General features: G+C 66.6%; 18 protein-coding genes. 7 read left to right on the forward strand and 11 right to left on the reverse strand.

Annotated elements, in window-relative coordinates; genetic code table 11:
* The first annotated feature begins 4 nt into the window (after window positions 1-4).
* The 7 genes from D5041_RS00285 to D5041_RS00315 all read left to right on the forward strand — a co-directional run bounded on the left by D5041_RS00285 (window position 5) and on the right by D5041_RS00315 (window position 7,517).
* On the forward strand, window positions 5-1,522 hold the full coding sequence (locus D5041_RS00285) for a tripartite tricarboxylate transporter permease (RefSeq protein WP_265283567.1): 1,518 nt from the start codon (window positions 5-7) through the stop codon (window positions 1,520-1,522).
* 93 nt (window positions 1,523-1,615) lie between these two features.
* Complete coding sequence (locus tag D5041_RS00290; protein WP_265284354.1) at window positions 1,616-2,854, forward strand: pyridoxal phosphate-dependent aminotransferase; 1,239 nt, start codon at window positions 1,616-1,618, stop codon at window positions 2,852-2,854.
* A 14-nt stretch (window positions 2,855-2,868) separates the two neighbouring features.
* Window positions 2,869-3,843, forward strand: a complete 975-nt coding sequence (locus D5041_RS00295; RefSeq protein ID WP_265283568.1) for a Bug family tripartite tricarboxylate transporter substrate binding protein — start codon at window positions 2,869-2,871, stop codon at window positions 3,841-3,843.
* Window positions 3,844-4,018: 175 nt separating this feature from the next.
* A complete protein-coding gene (locus D5041_RS00300) occupies window positions 4,019-5,074 on the forward strand; it encodes a Bug family tripartite tricarboxylate transporter substrate binding protein (RefSeq protein WP_265283569.1) in 1,056 nt (351 codons plus the stop codon).
* A complete protein-coding gene (locus tag D5041_RS00305) occupies window positions 5,007-5,993 on the forward strand; it encodes a substrate-binding domain-containing protein (protein WP_265283570.1) in 987 nt (328 codons plus the stop codon). The genes D5041_RS00300 and D5041_RS00305 overlap by 68 nt, the downstream gene beginning before the upstream one ends.
* Window positions 5,990-6,811 (forward strand): deaminated glutathione amidase, encoded by an 822-nt coding sequence (locus D5041_RS00310; protein ID WP_265283571.1) that lies wholly within the window; start codon window positions 5,990-5,992, stop codon window positions 6,809-6,811. The genes D5041_RS00305 and D5041_RS00310 overlap by 4 nt, the downstream gene beginning before the upstream one ends.
* A gap of 67 nt (window positions 6,812-6,878) precedes the next feature.
* Window positions 6,879-7,517 (forward strand): hypothetical protein, encoded by a 639-nt coding sequence (locus D5041_RS00315; protein WP_265283572.1) that lies wholly within the window; start codon window positions 6,879-6,881, stop codon window positions 7,515-7,517.
* 18 nt (window positions 7,518-7,535) lie between these two features.
* Here D5041_RS00315 and D5041_RS00320 read toward each other — a convergent pair whose 3' ends face one another.
* The 11 genes from D5041_RS00320 to ruvA all read right to left on the reverse strand — a co-directional run bounded on the left by D5041_RS00320 (window position 7,536) and on the right by ruvA (window position 17,896).
* The gene (locus D5041_RS00320) at window positions 7,536-8,837 is read right to left on the reverse strand and encodes an ImmA/IrrE family metallo-endopeptidase (RefSeq protein ID WP_265283573.1); all 1,302 of its coding nucleotides are present in this window, start codon (window positions 8,835-8,837) and stop codon (window positions 7,536-7,538) included.
* Window positions 8,838-8,863: 26 nt separating this feature from the next.
* Window positions 8,864-9,097 carry a hypothetical protein gene (locus D5041_RS00325; protein ID WP_138927848.1) on the reverse strand — a complete coding sequence of 78 codons (234 nt, stop codon included), beginning with the start codon at window positions 9,095-9,097 and terminating at the stop codon, window positions 8,864-8,866.
* A 327-nt stretch (window positions 9,098-9,424) separates the two neighbouring features.
* On the reverse strand, window positions 9,425-10,105 hold the full coding sequence (locus D5041_RS00330; protein ID WP_010104025.1) for a GntR family transcriptional regulator: 681 nt from the start codon (window positions 10,103-10,105) through the stop codon (window positions 9,425-9,427).
* 5 nt (window positions 10,106-10,110) lie between these two features.
* Window positions 10,111-10,761 (reverse strand): LysE family translocator, encoded by a 651-nt coding sequence (locus D5041_RS00335; RefSeq protein WP_010104024.1) that lies wholly within the window; start codon window positions 10,759-10,761, stop codon window positions 10,111-10,113.
* A gap of 78 nt (window positions 10,762-10,839) precedes the next feature.
* A complete protein-coding gene (corA, locus tag D5041_RS00340) occupies window positions 10,840-11,826 on the reverse strand; it encodes a magnesium/cobalt transporter CorA (RefSeq protein ID WP_010104022.1) in 987 nt (328 codons plus the stop codon).
* A 192-nt stretch (window positions 11,827-12,018) separates the two neighbouring features.
* Window positions 12,019-12,765, reverse strand: coding sequence for a uracil-DNA glycosylase family protein (locus D5041_RS00345; RefSeq protein WP_265259481.1), 747 nt, complete (start codon window positions 12,763-12,765; stop codon window positions 12,019-12,021).
* 7 nt (window positions 12,766-12,772) lie between these two features.
* Window positions 12,773-13,300, reverse strand: a complete 528-nt coding sequence (rimI, locus tag D5041_RS00350; protein ID WP_050809443.1) for a ribosomal protein S18-alanine N-acetyltransferase — start codon at window positions 13,298-13,300, stop codon at window positions 12,773-12,775.
* Window positions 13,297-13,992, reverse strand: a complete 696-nt coding sequence (tsaB, locus tag D5041_RS00355; RefSeq protein WP_265259482.1) for a tRNA (adenosine(37)-N6)-threonylcarbamoyltransferase complex dimerization subunit type 1 TsaB — start codon at window positions 13,990-13,992, stop codon at window positions 13,297-13,299. Before tsaB ends, rimI begins: the two co-directional genes overlap by 4 nt.
* Window positions 13,993-14,138: 146 nt before the next feature.
* Window positions 14,139-15,194 (reverse strand): Holliday junction branch migration DNA helicase RuvB, encoded by a 1,056-nt coding sequence (gene ruvB / locus D5041_RS00360; RefSeq protein WP_029554150.1) that lies wholly within the window; start codon window positions 15,192-15,194, stop codon window positions 14,139-14,141.
* A 10-nt stretch (window positions 15,195-15,204) separates the two neighbouring features.
* Complete coding sequence (locus D5041_RS00365; protein ID WP_265283574.1) at window positions 15,205-17,175, reverse strand: trypsin-like serine protease; 1,971 nt, start codon at window positions 17,173-17,175, stop codon at window positions 15,205-15,207.
* A 145-nt stretch (window positions 17,176-17,320) separates the two neighbouring features.
* The gene (ruvA, locus tag D5041_RS00370) at window positions 17,321-17,896 is read right to left on the reverse strand and encodes a Holliday junction branch migration protein RuvA (protein ID WP_265259484.1); all 576 of its coding nucleotides are present in this window, start codon (window positions 17,894-17,896) and stop codon (window positions 17,321-17,323) included.
* Between the last annotated feature and the right edge of the window lie 70 nt (window positions 17,897-17,966).

Below are 17,966 nucleotides of genomic sequence, written 5' to 3' on the forward strand. Positions count from 1 at the left end.
CGCGATGCTGGACATCCCGAGCCAACTCCTTGGCGGGTTTGCCGTCGCCTTGCAGCCCATGAACCTGTTCTGGGCGCTGGTCGGCTGCGCCCTGGGAACCGCCGTCGGCGTCCTGCCCGGAATCGGGCCGGCGCTGACGATCGCGCTGCTGATGCCGGTGACGGCGCACGTGGAGCCCACCTCGGCCTTCATCATGTTCGCCGGCATCCTTTATGGCGCGCTGTACGGCGGCTCGACCACGTCGATCCTGCTCAACACCCCCGGCGAAAGCGGCACGGTGATGACCGCGCTCGAAGGCAATCGCATGGCGCGCCAAGGGCGCGGCGCCGCCGCGCTGGCGACGGCGGCGCTGGGCTCCTTTGTCGCGGGAACGGTCGGCACGCTGGCGCTGAGTTTCCTGGCGCCGACGATTGCCGAACTGGCCTTCTTCTTCGGGCCGGAGGATTATTTCGCGCTGATGATGCTGTCCTTCACCGCGGTCGCCGTGGTCATGGGGCGTTCCCTGGTGCGCGGCCTCACCGCGCTGTTCTTCGGCCTGGCGCTGGGAACGATAGGCATCGACGCCCAGACCGGGCAGACGCGCATGGTCTTTGGCCGGCTCGAACTGCTCGACGGCGTCTCCTTCACCGTCGTTCTGGTCGCGCTCTTCGCCGTCGGCGAGGCGCTCTACGTGGCCGGGCACAGCCGCCGCATCCCGGCGGCGCCGAACCCGCTTGCGGGCGGCCGCTGGATGACGCGCCAGGACTGGCGCCGCTCCTGGAAACCCTGGTTGCGCGGCAGCCTCCTCGGCTTTCCGATTGGCGCGCTGCCCGCCGGCGGCACCGAGATCCCGACCTTCCTGTCCTACGCGCTGGAGCGCCGCCTGTCCCGGCATCCCGAGGAATTCGGCCACGGCGCGATCGAGGGCGTCGCCGGCCCCGAAGCGGCGAACAACGCCGCCGCCGCGGGAATCCTGGTGCCCTTGCTGACCCTCGGCCTGCCCTCGACCGCAACCGCCGCCGTGCTGCTCGCGGCGTTTCAGAATTACGGCTTGCAGCCCGGTCCCATGCTGTTTGACACCAACCCCGAACTGCTCTGGGGGCTGATCGCCTCCCTGTACATCGGCAACCTGATCCTGCTCGTGCTGAACCTGCCGCTGGTCGGCGTCTGGGTGCGCTTGCTGCTGCTGCCACGGCACTATATCTATGGCGGAATCATCGTCTTTGCGCTGGTCGGCGTCTGGGGCGCATCGACCTCCTGGATGGACCTGGCGCTGATGTGCGGCCTGGGACTGATCGGCTATGTCGCACGCGTCCATGACTTCCCGATTGCCCCGGTGCTGATCGGCCTGATCCTCGGACCGCAGGCGGAAATCCAGCTGCGGCGCGCGCTGGCGGTCGGCCAGGGTGATTGGCACGTGCTCATCGGCACACCCACAGCCGCCACGCTGCTCGTGCTCGCGCTCCTCGTGCTGGTGCTCCCGCCGCTTCTGGCCCGCGTGCGCGCGCGCAAGAAACCGGCGCCAGCCGACTCAGCCGGCTGAGGGACCTGCGGTCGATCCGTCTCGTTTTTCCGGAGCGCGGCCGTGGCGGATACTTCTCTCCCGGACCCAGACCCCTTGCCGCCACCACGCCACATGCTCGAGCTCGCCGACAGACTTCGCCGGATCAAACCCTCCGCCAGTTCCATGGCGGGGCAGCGGGTGCGGGAACTGCGCGCTGCGGGGCGCGACGTGATCGGCCTGACCGCCGGCGAGCCGGATTTCGAGACCCCGCTGCACATCCGGCAAGCGGCCTGGGTCGCGATGAACGCCGGCCAGACGCGCTACACCGACGTCGGCGGCGCCGAGCCATTGCGCCACGCCGTCGCGGAAAAATTCCGGCGGGAGAACGGGCTGGACTACGAGCTCAGCGAGATCATCGTCAGCGCTGGCGCCAAGCAGATCATCTTCAATGCGCTGATGTGCACGGTGCAGCAGGGCGACGAGGTCATCGTTCCCGCGCCCTACTGGGTGTCCTACCCCGACATCACCCGGTTTGCCGGTGGCCGACCGGTGTTCGTGCCCTGCCCGCCGGACAACGGCTTCAAGCTCAGGCCGCAAGACCTCGAGCAGGCCCTTTGCGCGCGCACCCGCTGGCTGATCCTGAACTCGCCGAACAACCCCAGCGGCGCCACCTATACCCGCGCCGAACTGCTGGCCCTGGCCGAGGTCCTGGAGCGCTACCCGCAGGTATGGGTGCTCGCGGATGACATCTACGAGCACCTGACCTACGACAACGCCGCCTTCGTCACGCTGGCGCAAGCCGCCCCGTCATTCAAGGAGCGCACGCTGACGGTCAACGGCGTCTCCAAGGCCTACGCGATGACGGGCTGGCGCATAGGCTACGCCGGCGCGCCGGCGCCGCTGATCCGGGCGATGGTGACCCTGCAATCGCAGAGCACCTCCGGCGCGAACGCGGTCGCACAGGCCGCGGCCATCGCGGCGCTGGATGGCCCACAGGATTTCATCGCGACCAACAAGGCGCTCCTGCAGGCGCGCCGCGACAGGGTGGTCGCAGCGCTCGGCAAGATCGACGGCATTGCCTGCCAGGCGCCGGCCGGTGCGTTCTACGTCCTCGCCTCGTGCGCAGCGCTGATGGGCGCGCGCACGCCGCAGGGAGCACTGATCCGCTGCGGCGACGACTGGACCGACTGGTTGCTGGACGCGCAGGGCCTGGCGGTGCTGCAGGGTTCGGCCTACGGCGTCGATTCCCACTTCCGGCTGTCGTTTGCCACCAGCAGCGCGCAACTCGACGAGGGCTGCCGCCGGATCGCGGCCGCCGCTGCGGCGTTGACGCCCGCCGTGGGCGGCACGGCCGATTCCTGCATTCCATAGACCCAGGCCGCACCATGAACCCCCTGCTCCAATGCCTTTGCCTTGCCGTGACGAGCGCGTTGCTGCTGGCCCCCACCGCGCATGCCGAGCCCGCATACCCCGTGCGGCCCGTGCGCATCCTGGTGGGGTTTTCTCCTGGGGGCTCCAACGACATCGTCGCCCGGCTGCTGGCGCCCAAGCTGTCCGAGGCGCTGGGCCAGCAGGTGCTGATCGACAACCGCCCCGGCGCCGGGGGCAGCATCGCTGCCGACAGCATGCTCAAAGCGCCCGCCGACGGCCACACCCTGATGATTTGCACCACCGGGTTGCTGACCATACAGCCGCTGCTGCAGAAACCCGGATACGACCCACGGACCGACATCGTCCCGGTCTCGCTGATCGCCAACACGCCGTACATTGCGCTGGCCAACGCGGCGCTGCCGATCCGCAGCGTCCCGGAACTGATTGCTTACGCCAAGGCCCATCCGGGCGAACTCCATTTCGCCTCGTCCGGCAACGGCACGATGGGCCACTTGGCGGGGGAAATGCTCAAGTTGCGCGCCGGCATCCACATCGTCCATGTGCCTTACAAGGGAACGGGGCAGGCGATGACGGACCTGATCGGCGGCCAAGTCTCGATGATCTTCGATCAACCCATCAGCTCCCTGGCTTACGCCAAATCCGACAAGCTGCGCGTGCTTGGCGTGGCGGCGCTACAGCGCCTGCAGTCGCTGCCCGAGGTGCCCACATTCGCCGAGGCCGGCCTGCCCGGGTTCGACCCCGTGGCGTGGACCGGGCTGTGCGCGGCCAAGGGCACCCCGGCCCACGTGCTTGCGCGCTTGCAACGCGATCTGGTGCAGGTGCTGCGCCAGCCGGAGATCGCGCAACGCCTGGTTCAGGACGGCATGCAGGTCGTTGGCAGCAGCCCGGACGAATTCCGCGAGTTCCTGGTCGCTGAAAGGCGCAAATGGGCCGCCGTGATCAAGGAAGTCCAGCTCCGGCTGGAATGAAACACCCCGCAGCAGCCTGGCCCTTGCATGCCCCATGGTGCTTGCAAGGCGCACCGCCGTGTGCGGTTGAAAATTCCAATTGGCCTGCGCGCATCCAGCGACATACAGTGTTCTGCGCAACGAGGCGTATCCGGTACCCGGTATCCGCTGCCAGCACCCACCACGGAGTCATCCCATGCAAGGTCGAATCGCTTCCTTTCTCCTGCTCATCGGGCTCGTGGCCCTCACCAGCCATGCGGGCCATGCGCAGGACTATCCCGTGCGGCCGATCAAGCTGATCGTGCACACCACGCCCGGCTCGTCGTCGGACGTGACGGCCCGGCTGGTGGCGCAAGACATGGGGCGCAGACTGGGGCAGCAGATGGTGGTTGACAACCGCGCCGGCGCGGGCGGCTCCATCGGGGTCGATGTGGTCGCCAAGGCCCCGGCCGACGGCTACACGCTGCTCGTCGGGGCATCGAGCGTGATGGTGATGCTGCCGGCGGTGTCCAAGCGCAAGCTGCCCTATGACGCCGACGCCGACTTCGCGCCGATCGGGCGCATCGGCGTCTCGCCCTTTCTGCTGGTGGTCAACAGCCAGTCCGGCATCAAGAGCCTGGATGAACTGCTCGCAAGCGCCAAGGCCAAGCCCGAAAAAATCAGCTACGCCAGCGCCGGCCCGGGGACCAACCCGCATATGCTGGGAGAAATGCTCAGCCTGCTGAGTGGCAGCCCGCTCAGGCACGTGCCGTACAAGGGACCGGGCCCGGCCCAGGTGGACCTGCTGGGCGGCAGCGTTGACATGCAGTTCGACACGCCTTCGGCCACGCAGGCGCTGATCAGGGCCGGCAAGCTCCGGGCCCTGGCCGTGACCGACACCACGCGCCTGGCCGCGTTGCCCGAGGTGCCGACGGTGGGTGAACTGGGCTACCCGCAACTGCAACTGCTGGGCTGGACCGCCCTGTACGCGCCCCGCGCCACGCCGCCGGCCGTGCTCGCAAAATTGCAGCACACGCTGAAGGAGACGCTGCAATCGCCCCAGGTCCGCGCCAAGCTGCAGGCGATGGGCGACACCGAGACCGATGCGTTGATCGGCGACGCGCTGCTGCAAGAGCAACGCAAGAGCCGCGCGCGCTGGCGCAGGACCGCGGCATTGCGCTCGACTGAACGGGGAACGGACCGCGATGACAAAGACCGTGCTGCGCCTGGCGGTGCGCGACTGGGACTATCTGACGCCCCTGGCGCTCGGTGATCTGCGCTCCAGCGAAGTCCAGGTCGAACTCCACCGTGTCGGGACCCTTCCCGAGGACCTGGCCGCCGATCCGCGCTACGACGCCGGCGAGATCTCGTTCAGCCGCTATGCCCAGGCGCGTGCGCGCGGCGACGAGGCCATCGTCGGTGTGCCGCATTTCCTGATGCGCGCATTCCGCCACCGCTGCATCATCACGGCGGCGCAAAGCCCCTGGACGCAGATCGGGCAGCTCGCCGGCAAGCGCATCGGGCTGACTGGCTGGCAGGACTCGGGCAACGTCTGGACCCGCGCCATCCTGCGCCAGGCCGGCATCGGCATGGCCGACGCCCAGTGGTTCGTCGGCCGCCTGACGGCCGCGCACCCGGTCGTCGATCGGCTCCACGGCCATGGGCAGGCGGGCCACATCGAGGCCGTGGCGGACGAGCGCCCCCTGGTCGATCTGCTGCACGCGGGCGCGCTCGACGCCGTCTTCACGCCCTTCATGCCGCCCGGCTTTTTTGAACCGGCCTGCGGCCTGCGGCCCCTGCTGCCCCATTGCCGGCAGGCCGAGGTGGACTATTTTCGGACCACGGGCTACGTGCCCGGAATCCATGTGCTGGGAATCAGAAAGGCCCTCGTGCAGGCTTGGCCGGGCCTGCCGCAGGCGCTCAGCGAACTGCTCGACGAGGCGGCCCGGCTCTGGCTGGAAAAGCGCCGCAAGTACGCGGACACCACGCCCTGGATCATTGACGAACTGCAACAGACCGCGCGCGACCTGCCGGATTCATGGAACCGCAACGGCTTTGTGCAAAATGAGCAAATGATTGCCGACTTCGGCAAGGAACTGCACGCCCAGAGAATCACGCAGACCTGCCTCTCGCCCCGGGAATTGTTTCCGCTGGCCGGGCAGCAGCAGGGCATTGGAACAAAGGATGCATGATGAAAGTCGCACTCGGCCAGTTTGCCGTTGACCGTGAATGGCAGCGCAATGCCGACACCTGCCTGGATCTGATGGCGCAGGCCGGGCGCCAGGGCGCGGATCTGCTGGTCCTGCCCGAGGGCGTGCTGGCGCGCGACATCACCGACCCCGACTTGGTGCGCAAGTCGGCGCAGCCGCTCGACGGCCCGTTCGTGACCCAGCTGCTGCAAGCCAGTCGCGGCGCGCAGAGCACGGTGATGATGTGCGTCCACGTGCCCGCAGCGAACGACAAGGTCTTCAACCTGCTGATCGCGATCCGCGACGGCAAGCTCCTGGCGCAGTACCGCAAGCTCCATCTCTACGACGCGTTCTCGGTGCAGGAGTCGGGCAGCGTCGCGCCCGGCGACGAGGTGCCGCCCCTGGTCGATGTCGCGGGGCTGAAGATCGGCCTGATGACCTGCTACGACCTGCGCTTTCCCGAACTGGCCCGGCGCCTTGCGCTCGACGGCGCCGAGGTGCTGGTGCTGCCCGCAGCCTGGGTCAAGGGCCCGCGCAAGGAGGCCCACTGGGAGGTGCTGCTCACCGCGCGCGCCCTCGAGAACACCTGCTACACAGTGGCCACGGGCGAATGCGGCGAGCGCAACATCGGCCACAGCATGGTGGTCGATCCCCTGGGCGTGGTCATTGCACGCGCCGCCGAAGGCCCGGCCCTGCTGACCGCCGAGATCGACCCGGCGCGCATCCGGCATGCACGCCGGGTCTTGCCGGTGCTGGCGAACTGCCGCTTCGCCAAACCCGAGCTCAAACGCCCTGGGCTAGACCTGGACCGTGGACGCTGACTGGTTTTCCCTTGCTTCCACCCAACCCTGCCATCACGTTGCGCATCCGCGCCATTGGAGGATTCAAATGAACTCGAAATCATCGCTGTTGCAGCAAGCGTATCAAAACCCATTTATCCAATGGCGATTTGCTGTCATCTCCCGCCTGGCGGCGTGCTTTGGCACGGCTCTGGCTCTGCTGTGTATCCCTGTCCATGCGCTTGAGATACGGATCAAGGACGAAGATGGCAATGTCTCCGAACCACTGGTGGCTAACGCCTCCGGCGTTTTCGAGTTCAATGCGCCCATTACGAACTCGCTGGAGGTGATCCTCGATGAGAAGCCTGTGCGCATCAAGAGGCGGCAATACTACCAAGTGGCCCTGTCAGACGGCGACAAAGATACTGGGATTTCTGGCGCTGAAAAACCGGGAGCATTCACCTCCCTGCGTCCCGCGCTGACGTGGGTTGAGCGCAGTGACGAGATCTACGAACCGAACATCAAATTCCCCTGGAGACCGTCTTGGACCGCCGCTGTGGAAAAGGACAATCTGGATAAAAGGTGGGTGGAACTGGCCATGGATTGCGCCAATAAGGACGCCAGCAGCAGAGAAGACAGCTTCAACGGCTGCTATTACTTCCATGTGTCACGACGGGAATTCAAGGTTTGGCTCACGGGCGCAGCACGCCCTGTGACCATCCAGGTGCGGTTCCCGGGGGGATGTTGAGCATTTCTCAATCGCAGATCAATCAGGCGATACCAACCTGCCAGCGCCTACCTCCCAGTCAGGTTCAAACCGGTCGATCCGCCCGTGGTTTGCGAGTTGGGTCCGGATGGTCTGGGAAGAGACGCTGAAGTGCGCCGCCACGTCCTGCTGGGCTTCTTCGCAGTAGTCGCCATTGAGCATGTCCTCGACGGCTTGGAACGGGCACAGCAACTCCGCAGCAAACGCGCGTTGTGCCTTTTGGCGATAGGTCTGCGAGCGGGTGGCGGGACTGAAGGGCTCGTCCTCGTCACGCATCAACTCGTCGCCCAACAGGCGCGCCAGATCGAAGCGGCGCCCTTCTGCCCACTTGGAGCGCAGGACAACGCGGCCTTCTCCAGCCCTGCCACGTTCGAAAAATGACAATTGCGGGCTTGTAGCCGTTCGATCTTCCGGCTTCAGGACTTTGGTTTGCAGGCCGCATAGACCCGACAGGGTGTCATTGGTGATCGGGTTCAGGCCAAGGTGCTCTTGATCACGCAGCAGCTTGGCGGCTGTCTCGCCGGACTTCCAGGCAAACACCGATGGTCCGCGTTCGCTGACGGATGCAGGCTGAATGAATCCGCCGCAGGGGTAACCCCTCGCACGGCCCATCGCGTCCAGATCAGAAGCCGTCGGGATGGATCCGTCGTGGTCCGCCGCGGCGGCCAATTCCTCGACCGTTGCCGCGCCGATGCGCCTGCTTTCGTCCTCCAACCGGGCATACCGGGACTCGTCCATGTCCTGCGGGTCGAATCCCAGCAAGGCTTCCAGCTTTCTTCTGGTGGTCATTGCTTGCGAGGCGCGTTCCTCAACCACGGCGGACCAAGTGGACTCAAGCCCGGTTGCCGCCAAGGAGCGGTCCTTGAGACGCTGGACGACGGTGGCGACAAACGCGTCGACCACCGCTTCAAAATCCGCGGCGGCGATTGCGGAGGTGGTTTCAGGCGCGATGTACCGGAAAGGCGTGCCAGGTCGGTTCAGCGTGGGCCTGGCGTTGAGCAGCACGAACCGGCCATCGGATGCGAAGTCGATGTGCGGCCATATGTAGCCCTCCCCGATGCTCGCCATGCCGTGCGCCAAAGCCCAGGCCGTTGATTGGCGCCTGGGCTCCCAGCGCAAGCGCCACCAGTTGGAAGCAAACCACAGCGCCAAGTGGTAGCCGGAAAGCAGAGGGGCCTGCCTGAGACTGTCAAGGAGCTTGTCGTGGCCCTGCGTCAGTTGCACACCATAGGCGCGCATACCGATCAAGGCCAGGCAGGCCGCTTCCTCGGGCTCCCCGTCTTCCAGGGGTTGCCAGTCCACATCGATTTCCCAGCTACTCGGCATCGCTATTTCCAGATTGAGAGAACATAGGCGCGCATGGCATCTTCATATTCGAGCGGATATCCATGGTAGCGCCCACTGTCATTCGGGTGGGATTTGGCTTCAAACACTTCCCGCGCAGCAGAAACTGACCAGATGTACTTCGGAAATCCGTCCCCGCGCGGCGCGCTGATGGTTCCTTTGAGAACGCCACTGACAAGCAAGGCCAAAGCCTCTTCGTGCCGGATGGTCCTCGCCATGTCGCAGAGTGACTTTGTAGGCCGTGGGCTGGTACTTGTCAGGCCATAGTCCGCCGGAAACCGCTTGTGGTTCCCGTGGCCGACGTAGCGCACCTTCTGACTCAATGCCCGCAAGTCGGACGGACTCACCGTGCCTGGCGCTACAGCCCTTCGGTCCCTGAGCTTGCTCTGACGACCCTGTCGCATCTTGCGGCTTCCATGGCGAAGGATTTTCGCCATGGATGGACATGATCCAGCTGCGGTGAATGCAGTTTACAAGGGGATGTTGGGCGCTGGTGAATTTCTCAGGCCCTGGACCGTGGGCGCTGAAGTCCTTGCGCGGGGGGATCATTTGCGGGTCTTGTCGGCTGCGTTCAGGGCCTGCTGGAGCGCGCTGCGCGCTGCGCGGATATGCCGGCGCATCAGCACTTCCGCCAACTCGCCGTCGCGTTGGCCGATTGCCTCGGTGATGCGCATATGTTCCTGCCAGGCCTGTCGTCCCCGCCCGGCGACCGTGGAATGCAGGCGCCGGCACAGGCGCAGGCGCGGGTAGAACTGCTCGCACAGCAGTTCGGCGAGGATCGGGTTGCCGCTGCCCCGGGCGATGCGCCAATGAAAATCGGCCTCCGCCTCGTCCTGCAAGTAGGCGCCATGCGGGTTGCGCTCGATCGCGTCCCGGTGGCCGGCAACGAGCGTTCCAAGCGTTGCCAGTTCGGCGTCGCTCATGGCCTCGGCCGCGAGACGCGCGGCCATGCCCTCGGTTGCCTCGCGCACCTCGAGCAAGGCCAGAAACTCCGCCGCGCTCGGCTGCGCGACCCGCACGCCCTGGTTGACGACATAGGTGAGCAGCCCGCGCTCCTGCAAGCGGCGGATCGCCTCACGCACCGGAGCCCGGCTCGCCGCAAAGCGGCGCGCAATCACCGGCTCGCTCAATTTCTCGCCGGGCGCGAGCGCGCCCGAGACAATGGCCTGCAACAGCTCGTGGTAGAGCTTGGCGGTGACGCTGGTGTTCACGGGCAGCCCTGTCATTGCCGTCAAGCGAAGACCTGCCAAACAAGCCGCAGCGCAAGCAGCATCAGGATCACCCCCATCACGCGTTCAATCCACGGGCCAATGCGCAGGAATGCGACGCGAATACCGTTCACGGTAAACAGCGCCGCGACGAGCATGAACCATGCGGCATTCACGCTGCACATCCACAGGCCGTAAGCTCCTTGGACCAGCAGCGGCGTCGTTGGCCGAACCAGCGTCGTGAATATCGCCAGAAAAAACAAGGTCGCTTTCGGGTTGGTCGCGTTGGTCAGGAAACCCAGCAGGAATGCCCTGCGCAATGGCGGAGCTTCCCCGGTGTCTGCAGGGTTCAGGTTCAGGGAGTCTGCGCTGAAATCATGGGCTTGGCTGCGCACCAGACTCAGCCCGAGGTAGGCCAGGTAGGCGGCGCCCATCAGGCTGGTCAGCGTGAGCAACCAGGGGTAGGTGTGCAGCAATGCGCCAACACCCAATAGCGTGTAGCCGACGTGCAAGGAAATCCCGGCGCCGATGCCCAAGGCCGTCACCATGCCAACTGCGCGCCCAAAGCGCAGGCTCTGGTGTATGGTCACGGCAAAATCCGGCCCCGGTGCAATGACGGCCAGAAAGTGCACCAGCGCCAAGCCGGTAAATTCCGCCCAATAAGAAGTTTGCATTCCCGGGTGGTTTCAAATCTCGGCGGACACAGGTTCTGGTCGATACACGGCGCAACGTCTTCTCTGGCATGCAGGGGCTTACTTCAACCAACCCCGCCTGCGAAAGTACCACATGGGGCCCAGCGCGCTCATCGCCATCAGCGCGAGCGCATAGGGGTAGCCCATCAACCAGTCCAATTCGGGCATGAACTTGAAGTTCATGCCGTACACGCTCGCGACCAGCGTGGGGGGCAGTAGCGCGACGCTGGCCACCGAGAATATCTTGATGATGTTGTTCTGGTTGATGTTGATGAAACCGACCGTGGCGTCCATCAGGAAGTTGATCTTGTCGAACAGGAACGCGGTGTGGTTGTCCAGCGATTCGATGTCGCGCAGGATCTGGCGGGCTTCCTCGAATTGTCCCGAGTTGAGCATCTTGCTGCGCATCATGAAGCTCACGGCGCGCCGCGTGTCCATCACGTTGCGGCGGATGCGGCTGTTCAAGTCTTCCTGGCGGGCGATGGCCGCCAGGACTTCACCGGCGCGGGTGTCGGTCACGTCGCCGGCGAGCACCTGCTTGCTGACTTTTTCCAGTTCGTCGTAGACGTTCTCCAGCGTGTCGGCGGAGTATTCGGCGTCGGCGTCGAACAGTTTCAGCAGCACCTCCTTGGCGTCCTCGATCAGGCCGGGTGCGCGGCGTGCGCGCATGCGCAGCAGGCGGAAAACGGGCAGGTCCTCGTCGTGGATGGAAAACAGCACGCCCTGGCTCTTCAGGTTGGCGTTGTGCTGGTTCAGGATGAAGGCCACGCGCACCGAGCGCGGGTCTTCAGCGTCGTCAATCAGGAAGTCGCTGCGGATATGCAGTTCGCCGTTGTCTTCTTCGTAGAAGCGGGCGGACTCCTCAATGTCCTCGTCCATCGCGTCTTCGGGGATGGACAGGCCGTAGTGCTGCTTGATCCAGCGCTTTTCTTCGAGGGTTGGGGCTTCCAGATCGACCCAGATCGGCTGAAAACGCGCCAGTTCTTCCAGGGATTCGATTTCTTCCTGGCACAACCGGCCATTGGCGAGCGTGAAGATGTTGAGCATGGGCTCACTCCCTTTGATTTGGCGTCTGCGGTGCGGGGTTCGGGGCGGCTTTCAACCCCACGGCAGGCCGGGGAGTTGAAAGCTACCGACTCGGGTAGGTTTCCAAGGAGATTTCTCCGTAAAAAAAACAGGCAGGCGCCGGATTATGGCACCGCGCGATGTCCGGACTGTGACTCGGGGATGACGGCGCAATCAGGCGTCCGTGGCACCGCTGCCCGCGCTGCGCACCGTGGCCAGGGCACGGCACAGGTCGGCCCAGGCGGCGGCCTTGGTGGCCTGCGAGCGCAGCAGGAATGCGGGGTCGTAGGTCACCACGGCCGGGCAACCCGCGATCTGGTGCGCAGCGGCGCGCAGGCGACCCAGCGGTTCGCTGCGACCCAGCGCCGCACGCGCGGCCACATGGCCCAGCACGAGCAGCATCGCGGGTCGCAGCGTGGCCACCATGGTGGCCAGGGCCGCCGGGATGTCGCCGTCGGCTTGCGCGCCGCCGGACGCCGGGCGCTCCAGCGCCGCCAGGAACACGCGCGGGTGCCGGTGCAATTGCATGGCGCGCAGCATGTTGTCCAGCAGGCGCGCGGCGTCACCGGCCGGCGCATCGGAGGACGTCGGGCTTTCCGCCACGATGAGCCAGCCCGCGCCCAGGCCGGCAGGCGTCTGCGCCGGGTCCGCGGCGGGGTAGAGCGCCCGCGCGGCGTGCAGCTTCAGTGCCGCAGCGGCGTGGACTGCCGTGGGCCGGGCCGCTGCGGTGCTGCCCTGCGCTGGCGCTGCGGCGCGCGCGGGCGCTGGCGCCGCGTCGGGAACGCGCTCGGCGCGCGCGCGCGGGGCCGCAACCGGGGGGGGCGTTGCAGCGCGGGGCGTCTGCCCGGTGGCCGGGCCCCACACGGTGATCCCCATTTCCTGCAGCATGGCGCGCTGGCGCGCATCGAGGCGAAGGCTCATGCGCAACTCATTCCGGGCCACGGGAATGCCAGCGGACAGGGTCCACAAGGAACCGGCGCATGAGCAGCGCATCCTCGCGCTGCCCCTGGGCCGCCGGGTAGTAGTGCTTGCGCTCGCCCACGCGGCGAAACCCGTACGCCTGGTACACATGCTGGGCGCGCAGATTGCTCACGCGCACTTCCAGCCATATCCAGCGCGCATTGCGTCCGCGCGCCCACAGGGTCAGGGCGTCGAGCATCATGCGCGCCCAACCCTGGCGCTGGAATTCGGGCACGACGGTGATGTTGAGCAGGTGCACTTCATCGACCCCCATCATGGCCACAAAGTAGCCGAGCATCTGCTCGCCCGCCATCAGCACCTGGGTCTGGTAGTCGCAAGCCAGTGCGTCGGTGAAGTTGCCGCGTGTCCAGGGGTGCGAGTAGGCGCGCTGCTCCACCGCCAGCACGGCATCGAGCCGCGCGAGCGTGAGCGCCTCCAGGTGCACCTGCAGGCACGCGTCGGGGGCAGCGGCGAAGGAACTGGGCTGGACACTCATGCGCTGGGGTTTCGGGACGCGGCCCGTTCGGCGGTGGTTTGCGCCACTTTATCGCGGATATAGCGCGGCAGGGCGGCGCTCGCATGCTGCGTGCCGCCTGCGGCGATCAGGGCCGGCGCCAGTTGCAGCAGGGCGGCGGCCGTGGGCAGGGCGGACACATGCTCGGCGCCGGGCGCGAGCCGCTCGCCGTAGTGCGCGCGGGCGTTGCCGGCGACCGTCCAGCCCGCCGGGGCCTGCACGGATTGCGGTGCGCTCAGGCCGAAGTCGGCGTCGGCGCGCCAGCAGCCTTGCAGCCATTCGAAACGCGCGTGGTACACCTCGTCCATGCGCGCATCGAGCACCGCCACCACCCGGGTGCAGCCATGCTGCGCGCGCGCCTGCTCGGCAACGGCCAGCAGGGTGTCCACGGGCAGCACGGGAACGCCCAGCCCCCCGCGCGCACCAAACGCCAGGCCCTGCGCCACGGCGCAGGCGGTGCGCAGGCCGGTGAACGCGCCGGGGCCGCGTCCGAAGACGATCGCGTCCAGCGTGTCAAACGACAGCTGCGCCTGCGCCATCAGACGGCGTAGCGCGGGGATGAACGCGACCGATGCCTGCGCGCCGCCAGGGCCCGTGTGCTGCCAGACGCCATCGCCGTGCTGCACGGCGATGGAGAGGGTGTCGGTGCTGCTGTCGAAGGCGAGCAGATTCATGGACTGGGTGGAAAAGCGGGTTCGGAAAGCCGGCCCAAAGCCATCGCAAAGGGAGAAAAGCGCATCGGGCGATTATCCGTTCCCGCACCGGTCTGCGGTTTGTCCACCCCCCTTGAAAGGGAGGAATCTGGCCCCGCAGCCGGGCCTCAGGCGCCAAAAAGGCCTGGCGTTGCCGTGCTCGGCGGAGTGACCCCCAGATGCCGGAACGACGCCAGCGTGGCGATGCGCCCGCGCGGCGTGCGCTGCAGGAAGCCCTGCTGGATCAGATAGGGCTCGATCACGTCCTCGATGGTTCCGGCCTCTTCGCCAATGCTCGCGGCGATGTTGTCCAGCCCCACGGGGCCGCCGTCGAAGCGGTGGATCACGGCTTCGAGCAGTTTGCGGTCCATCACGTCAAGGCCCTGCGGGTCCACGTCGAGCATGGCCAGCGCGCGGTTGGCAATGTCTTTGGTGATGCGGCCGTCACCCTTGACTTCGGCGTAGTCGCGCACGCGCCGCAGCAGTCGGTTGGCAATGCGCGGCGTGCCACGCGAGCGGCACGCGATCTCCAGCCCCCCTTCGGCGTCCATGGGAACGGCGAGCAGGCCGGCGCTGCGCTCGACGATGCACGCCAGTTCCTGCGCGCTGTAGAACTCGAGCCGGGCGACGATGCCGAAGCGGTCGCGCAGCGGGTTGGTGAGCATTCCCGCGCGCGTGGTTGCACCGACCAGCGTAAAGGGCTGCAGATCCAGCTTGATGCTGCGCGCCGCCGGCCCCTCGCCGACCATGATGTCGATCTGGTAGTCCTCCAGCGCGGGGTAGAGGATTTCTTCGACCACGGGCGACAGGCGGTGGATCTCGTCGATGAACAGAACGTCGTTCTTCTCCAGGTTGGTGAGCAGCGCCGCCAGGTCCTTGGGCTTTTCCAGCACCGGCCCGCTGGTCTGGCGCAGGTTCACGCCCAGTTCGGCGGCGATGATGTGGCTCAGCGTGGTCTTGCCCAGGCCCGGCGGGCCGAACAGCAGCGCATGGTCCAGCGCTTCGCCGCGCTTGCGCGCCGCGCCGATGAAGATCTCCAACTGCTCGCGCGCCTTGGCCTGGCCCACGTATTCGCGCAGCAGCTTGGGGCGCAACGCCCGCTCGATGGCCTCTTCCTGGGGGGACGCGGGGGCAACGGACAGAACCCGTCTGGCAGGAGAGAAGTCGTCGGTCTGTACGGTCATTGCGCAGGGTCTATGGGCTGGTCCATGCGTAGTAGGCCACACCTTCGTAAACAAAGTCGGACTGGCTGGCAATGACGTGGTCCCGCTCCGGCAGGCTGATGGTGTAGAAGTGCGTCGCGCTCGACGACCGGTAGAAGCGGTACACCGCCGATGCGCCGGGGGCCGCGTCCGGCGCCACGTACCACGCGACCCCCTCGTAGCGCAGGTTCGGCGAATCGCGTTGCACCCCGTCGCGCTCCTGCGCACTGCTGGTGTAGAAGTGGGCGCCGCCCGCCGGGTTGTAGAAGCGGTACGCCGGGATATTCCCCGGACGGGCGTCTGCCTGCACGTAATACGCAATCCCTTCGTCGGCAATGCGGGGCTCACTGCGGATGATGCCGTCGCGCTCATCCGTGCTGAGCGTGAAGCGATGCGCACCCGTCGCACCGTTGTACAAGCGATACACCGCCAGGTGCTTGCTGACGGGAGCGGCGGCGGGAGCAGCGACGGCGGAGGAGGTGGCGGTGGCCGTGGTGGATACCGGTGGTGCGAGCCAGTTCCTCAGGGCCGCCGCGTAGGCCACGTCGAAGCGGCCGTAGTAGTCAAACGCGTTGGTCTCGAAGCAACCGCCTTGGCCGCCGTACAACATGCCGATCACCAAGTTGGCGCGATTGAAGAGCGCCGACCCACTGCTCCCGGCTGCGGTCATTCCAAGATTCCATTTCACCGTGTAGTAGTTGCCCGTGGTTCCGTCGCACTGAAACCGGGCCTTTCCATCCGCCCTGCAGGAGGTTTGTTCGAGCAGGTTGCCCAGGCTGATCTTCAGCAGGTCCCCGTGCGAATGGTGCAAGCCCGTCACCGCAGAACCCAGCGCCTGCGGACTTGCGTCCCAGCCGGCAAACAGCGCGCCCGCAGGCGGCGCTTCGTTGAGCAGGAGCAGCGCGGAGTCGGTGCTCTCCGATGCGTACAGCAACGTGGCACCGCCCAGGAGCTCGGTGGCGTCGCCCGAGAGCGTGTAGCTATTGCATGCGAACGATCGGTAGAACCAGTCCGTTTGCAGCGTATCGGCCACGGTCTGCGACGAAATGCAGTGGTTCGCGGTCAGGAAGTAGGGCGTTCCCGAAGAGAGGCTGTCGTTGAGCAGCGTTCCCGTGCACAGATAGGTATCGCCGTTCTCCGTGAAGCGCACGCGCGCCACCGCGTCGCGTTGGCCGGCCTGGGTGTCGTCACAATTCGCGTCCTGCGCGCAGGACACCGACTTGGTCATCCAGGGCGCAAACGCGCGCGCACCGGTCGGGGACAGCTCCTCAAAGATATGCGAGACGCGGGGGATCGCGATGTCGAGCGCAGCCTGCGCGCTGCCTGCGGGCAGCTCCAACTCCAGGGTGACCTCGTGCGCGCCGAGGTCGGGCGTCCACCAGGTCTGGCCGTCGATTCCCGCGTCGCCCGCGAGCGCCTTGCGCTCGACGCGTTGCAGCAACTCCTGGCCCGGAATCTGGAGCACCGTGCTGCGATCCGCCTGGCGATACAGGCGCAGCATGGTGCCTGCGGGCAACTGCCGGATGACGACCCCCAGGCGCAGGCCGCGCGCGCCCTCGGCCAGAAAGCTGATCGCCGCCACCTGGCCCCCGCCGCCTGTCGGCTGCCAATGCAGTTGTTCCAAGGTCTGCTGCGCCGTGCGGGTGGCCTCTGCTGCGCGCGCCAGGCCCACCCTGTGCGGCCCCCCGCCGGAATTGGCGGGAGCGATTTTCTCCTGCGCCAGCGCTCCCAGGTAGACCCGGGAAGGGGTCGGGGCCGCAGCAAGCAATTTGGGTTTCGGCCGGGCCTGGTCGGCGCTCGCGGGTTGCACCCGGGCGTCCACCCGGGTCACCGCCGGTGGGGACTGAGCAGCCGCGACGCCGCCGTTCTGGCCCGCGCCACCGCAACCGGCCAATAGCGCCGCCGCGACGACAACCGGCGGGCCCATGCGGGCCAGGAGCGGCCTCCAATGGCGCATCTTCATTTTTCCCCCCTGATTCTTATCCCGACCCAAACCGGCAGGATGCGCTATTTTGCCCAGGCTTTAAGTGCCAATTTGTTCTTGGAGAACCGGCTCGCGGAGCGATGCGATGCTATTTTTTCAGGGCGGTTCGCTGAGCGATGCCGTGCTATCTTGCCAGGGCTTTGAGCGCCAGTTTGATCCCTTCGCTGACCCCTGTTTGCGCAGGTAACGCCCTGAGCGCCGCGCTCGCCTCCTTGTCGCTATAACCGAGCGCTTCCAGCGCCTGCTGGATGTCCGCCTGCGCGGCGCTGAGCGCGGGGCCGTGGACGGCGCCGGGATCGGCGCCCAGCTTGCCCCTGAGTTCGAGCAGCAGACGCTCCGCGGTTTTCTTGCCAATCCCCGGCACTTTCACCAGGCGCGCCGCCTCTTGCAGCGCAATCGCCTGGACCAGATCGTCGACGCCCATTCCGGAGAGGACCGCCAGCGCCGTGCGCGGCCCCACGCCCGCGATCTTGATCAGCGCGCGAAACGCCTGGCGCTCGGGCGCCGTAGCAAAGCCATACAGCAGTTGCGCGTCTTCGCGCACGATGAACTGCGTGAGCAGACTCAGGCGCTCGCCCGCCGCAGGCAGGTTGTAGAAGGTGCTCATGGGCACTTGCACCTCGTAGGCCACGCCGTGGCAGTCCAGCAGCACCTCGGGCGGATTTTTCTCCAGCAGGGTGCCGGTCAATTTGCCTATCATTGCTGTCCCATTGATGTCCTGTGGATGTCTCTCTGCCGACGCGCGCGAAGCTGCAGCGCGCGTCTTCCCC

It is taken from the genome of Verminephrobacter aporrectodeae subsp. tuberculatae (assembly GCF_026127385.1).
In the GTDB taxonomy this organism is placed as follows: Bacteria; Pseudomonadota; Gammaproteobacteria; order Burkholderiales; family Burkholderiaceae_C; genus Acidovorax; species Acidovorax aporrectodeae.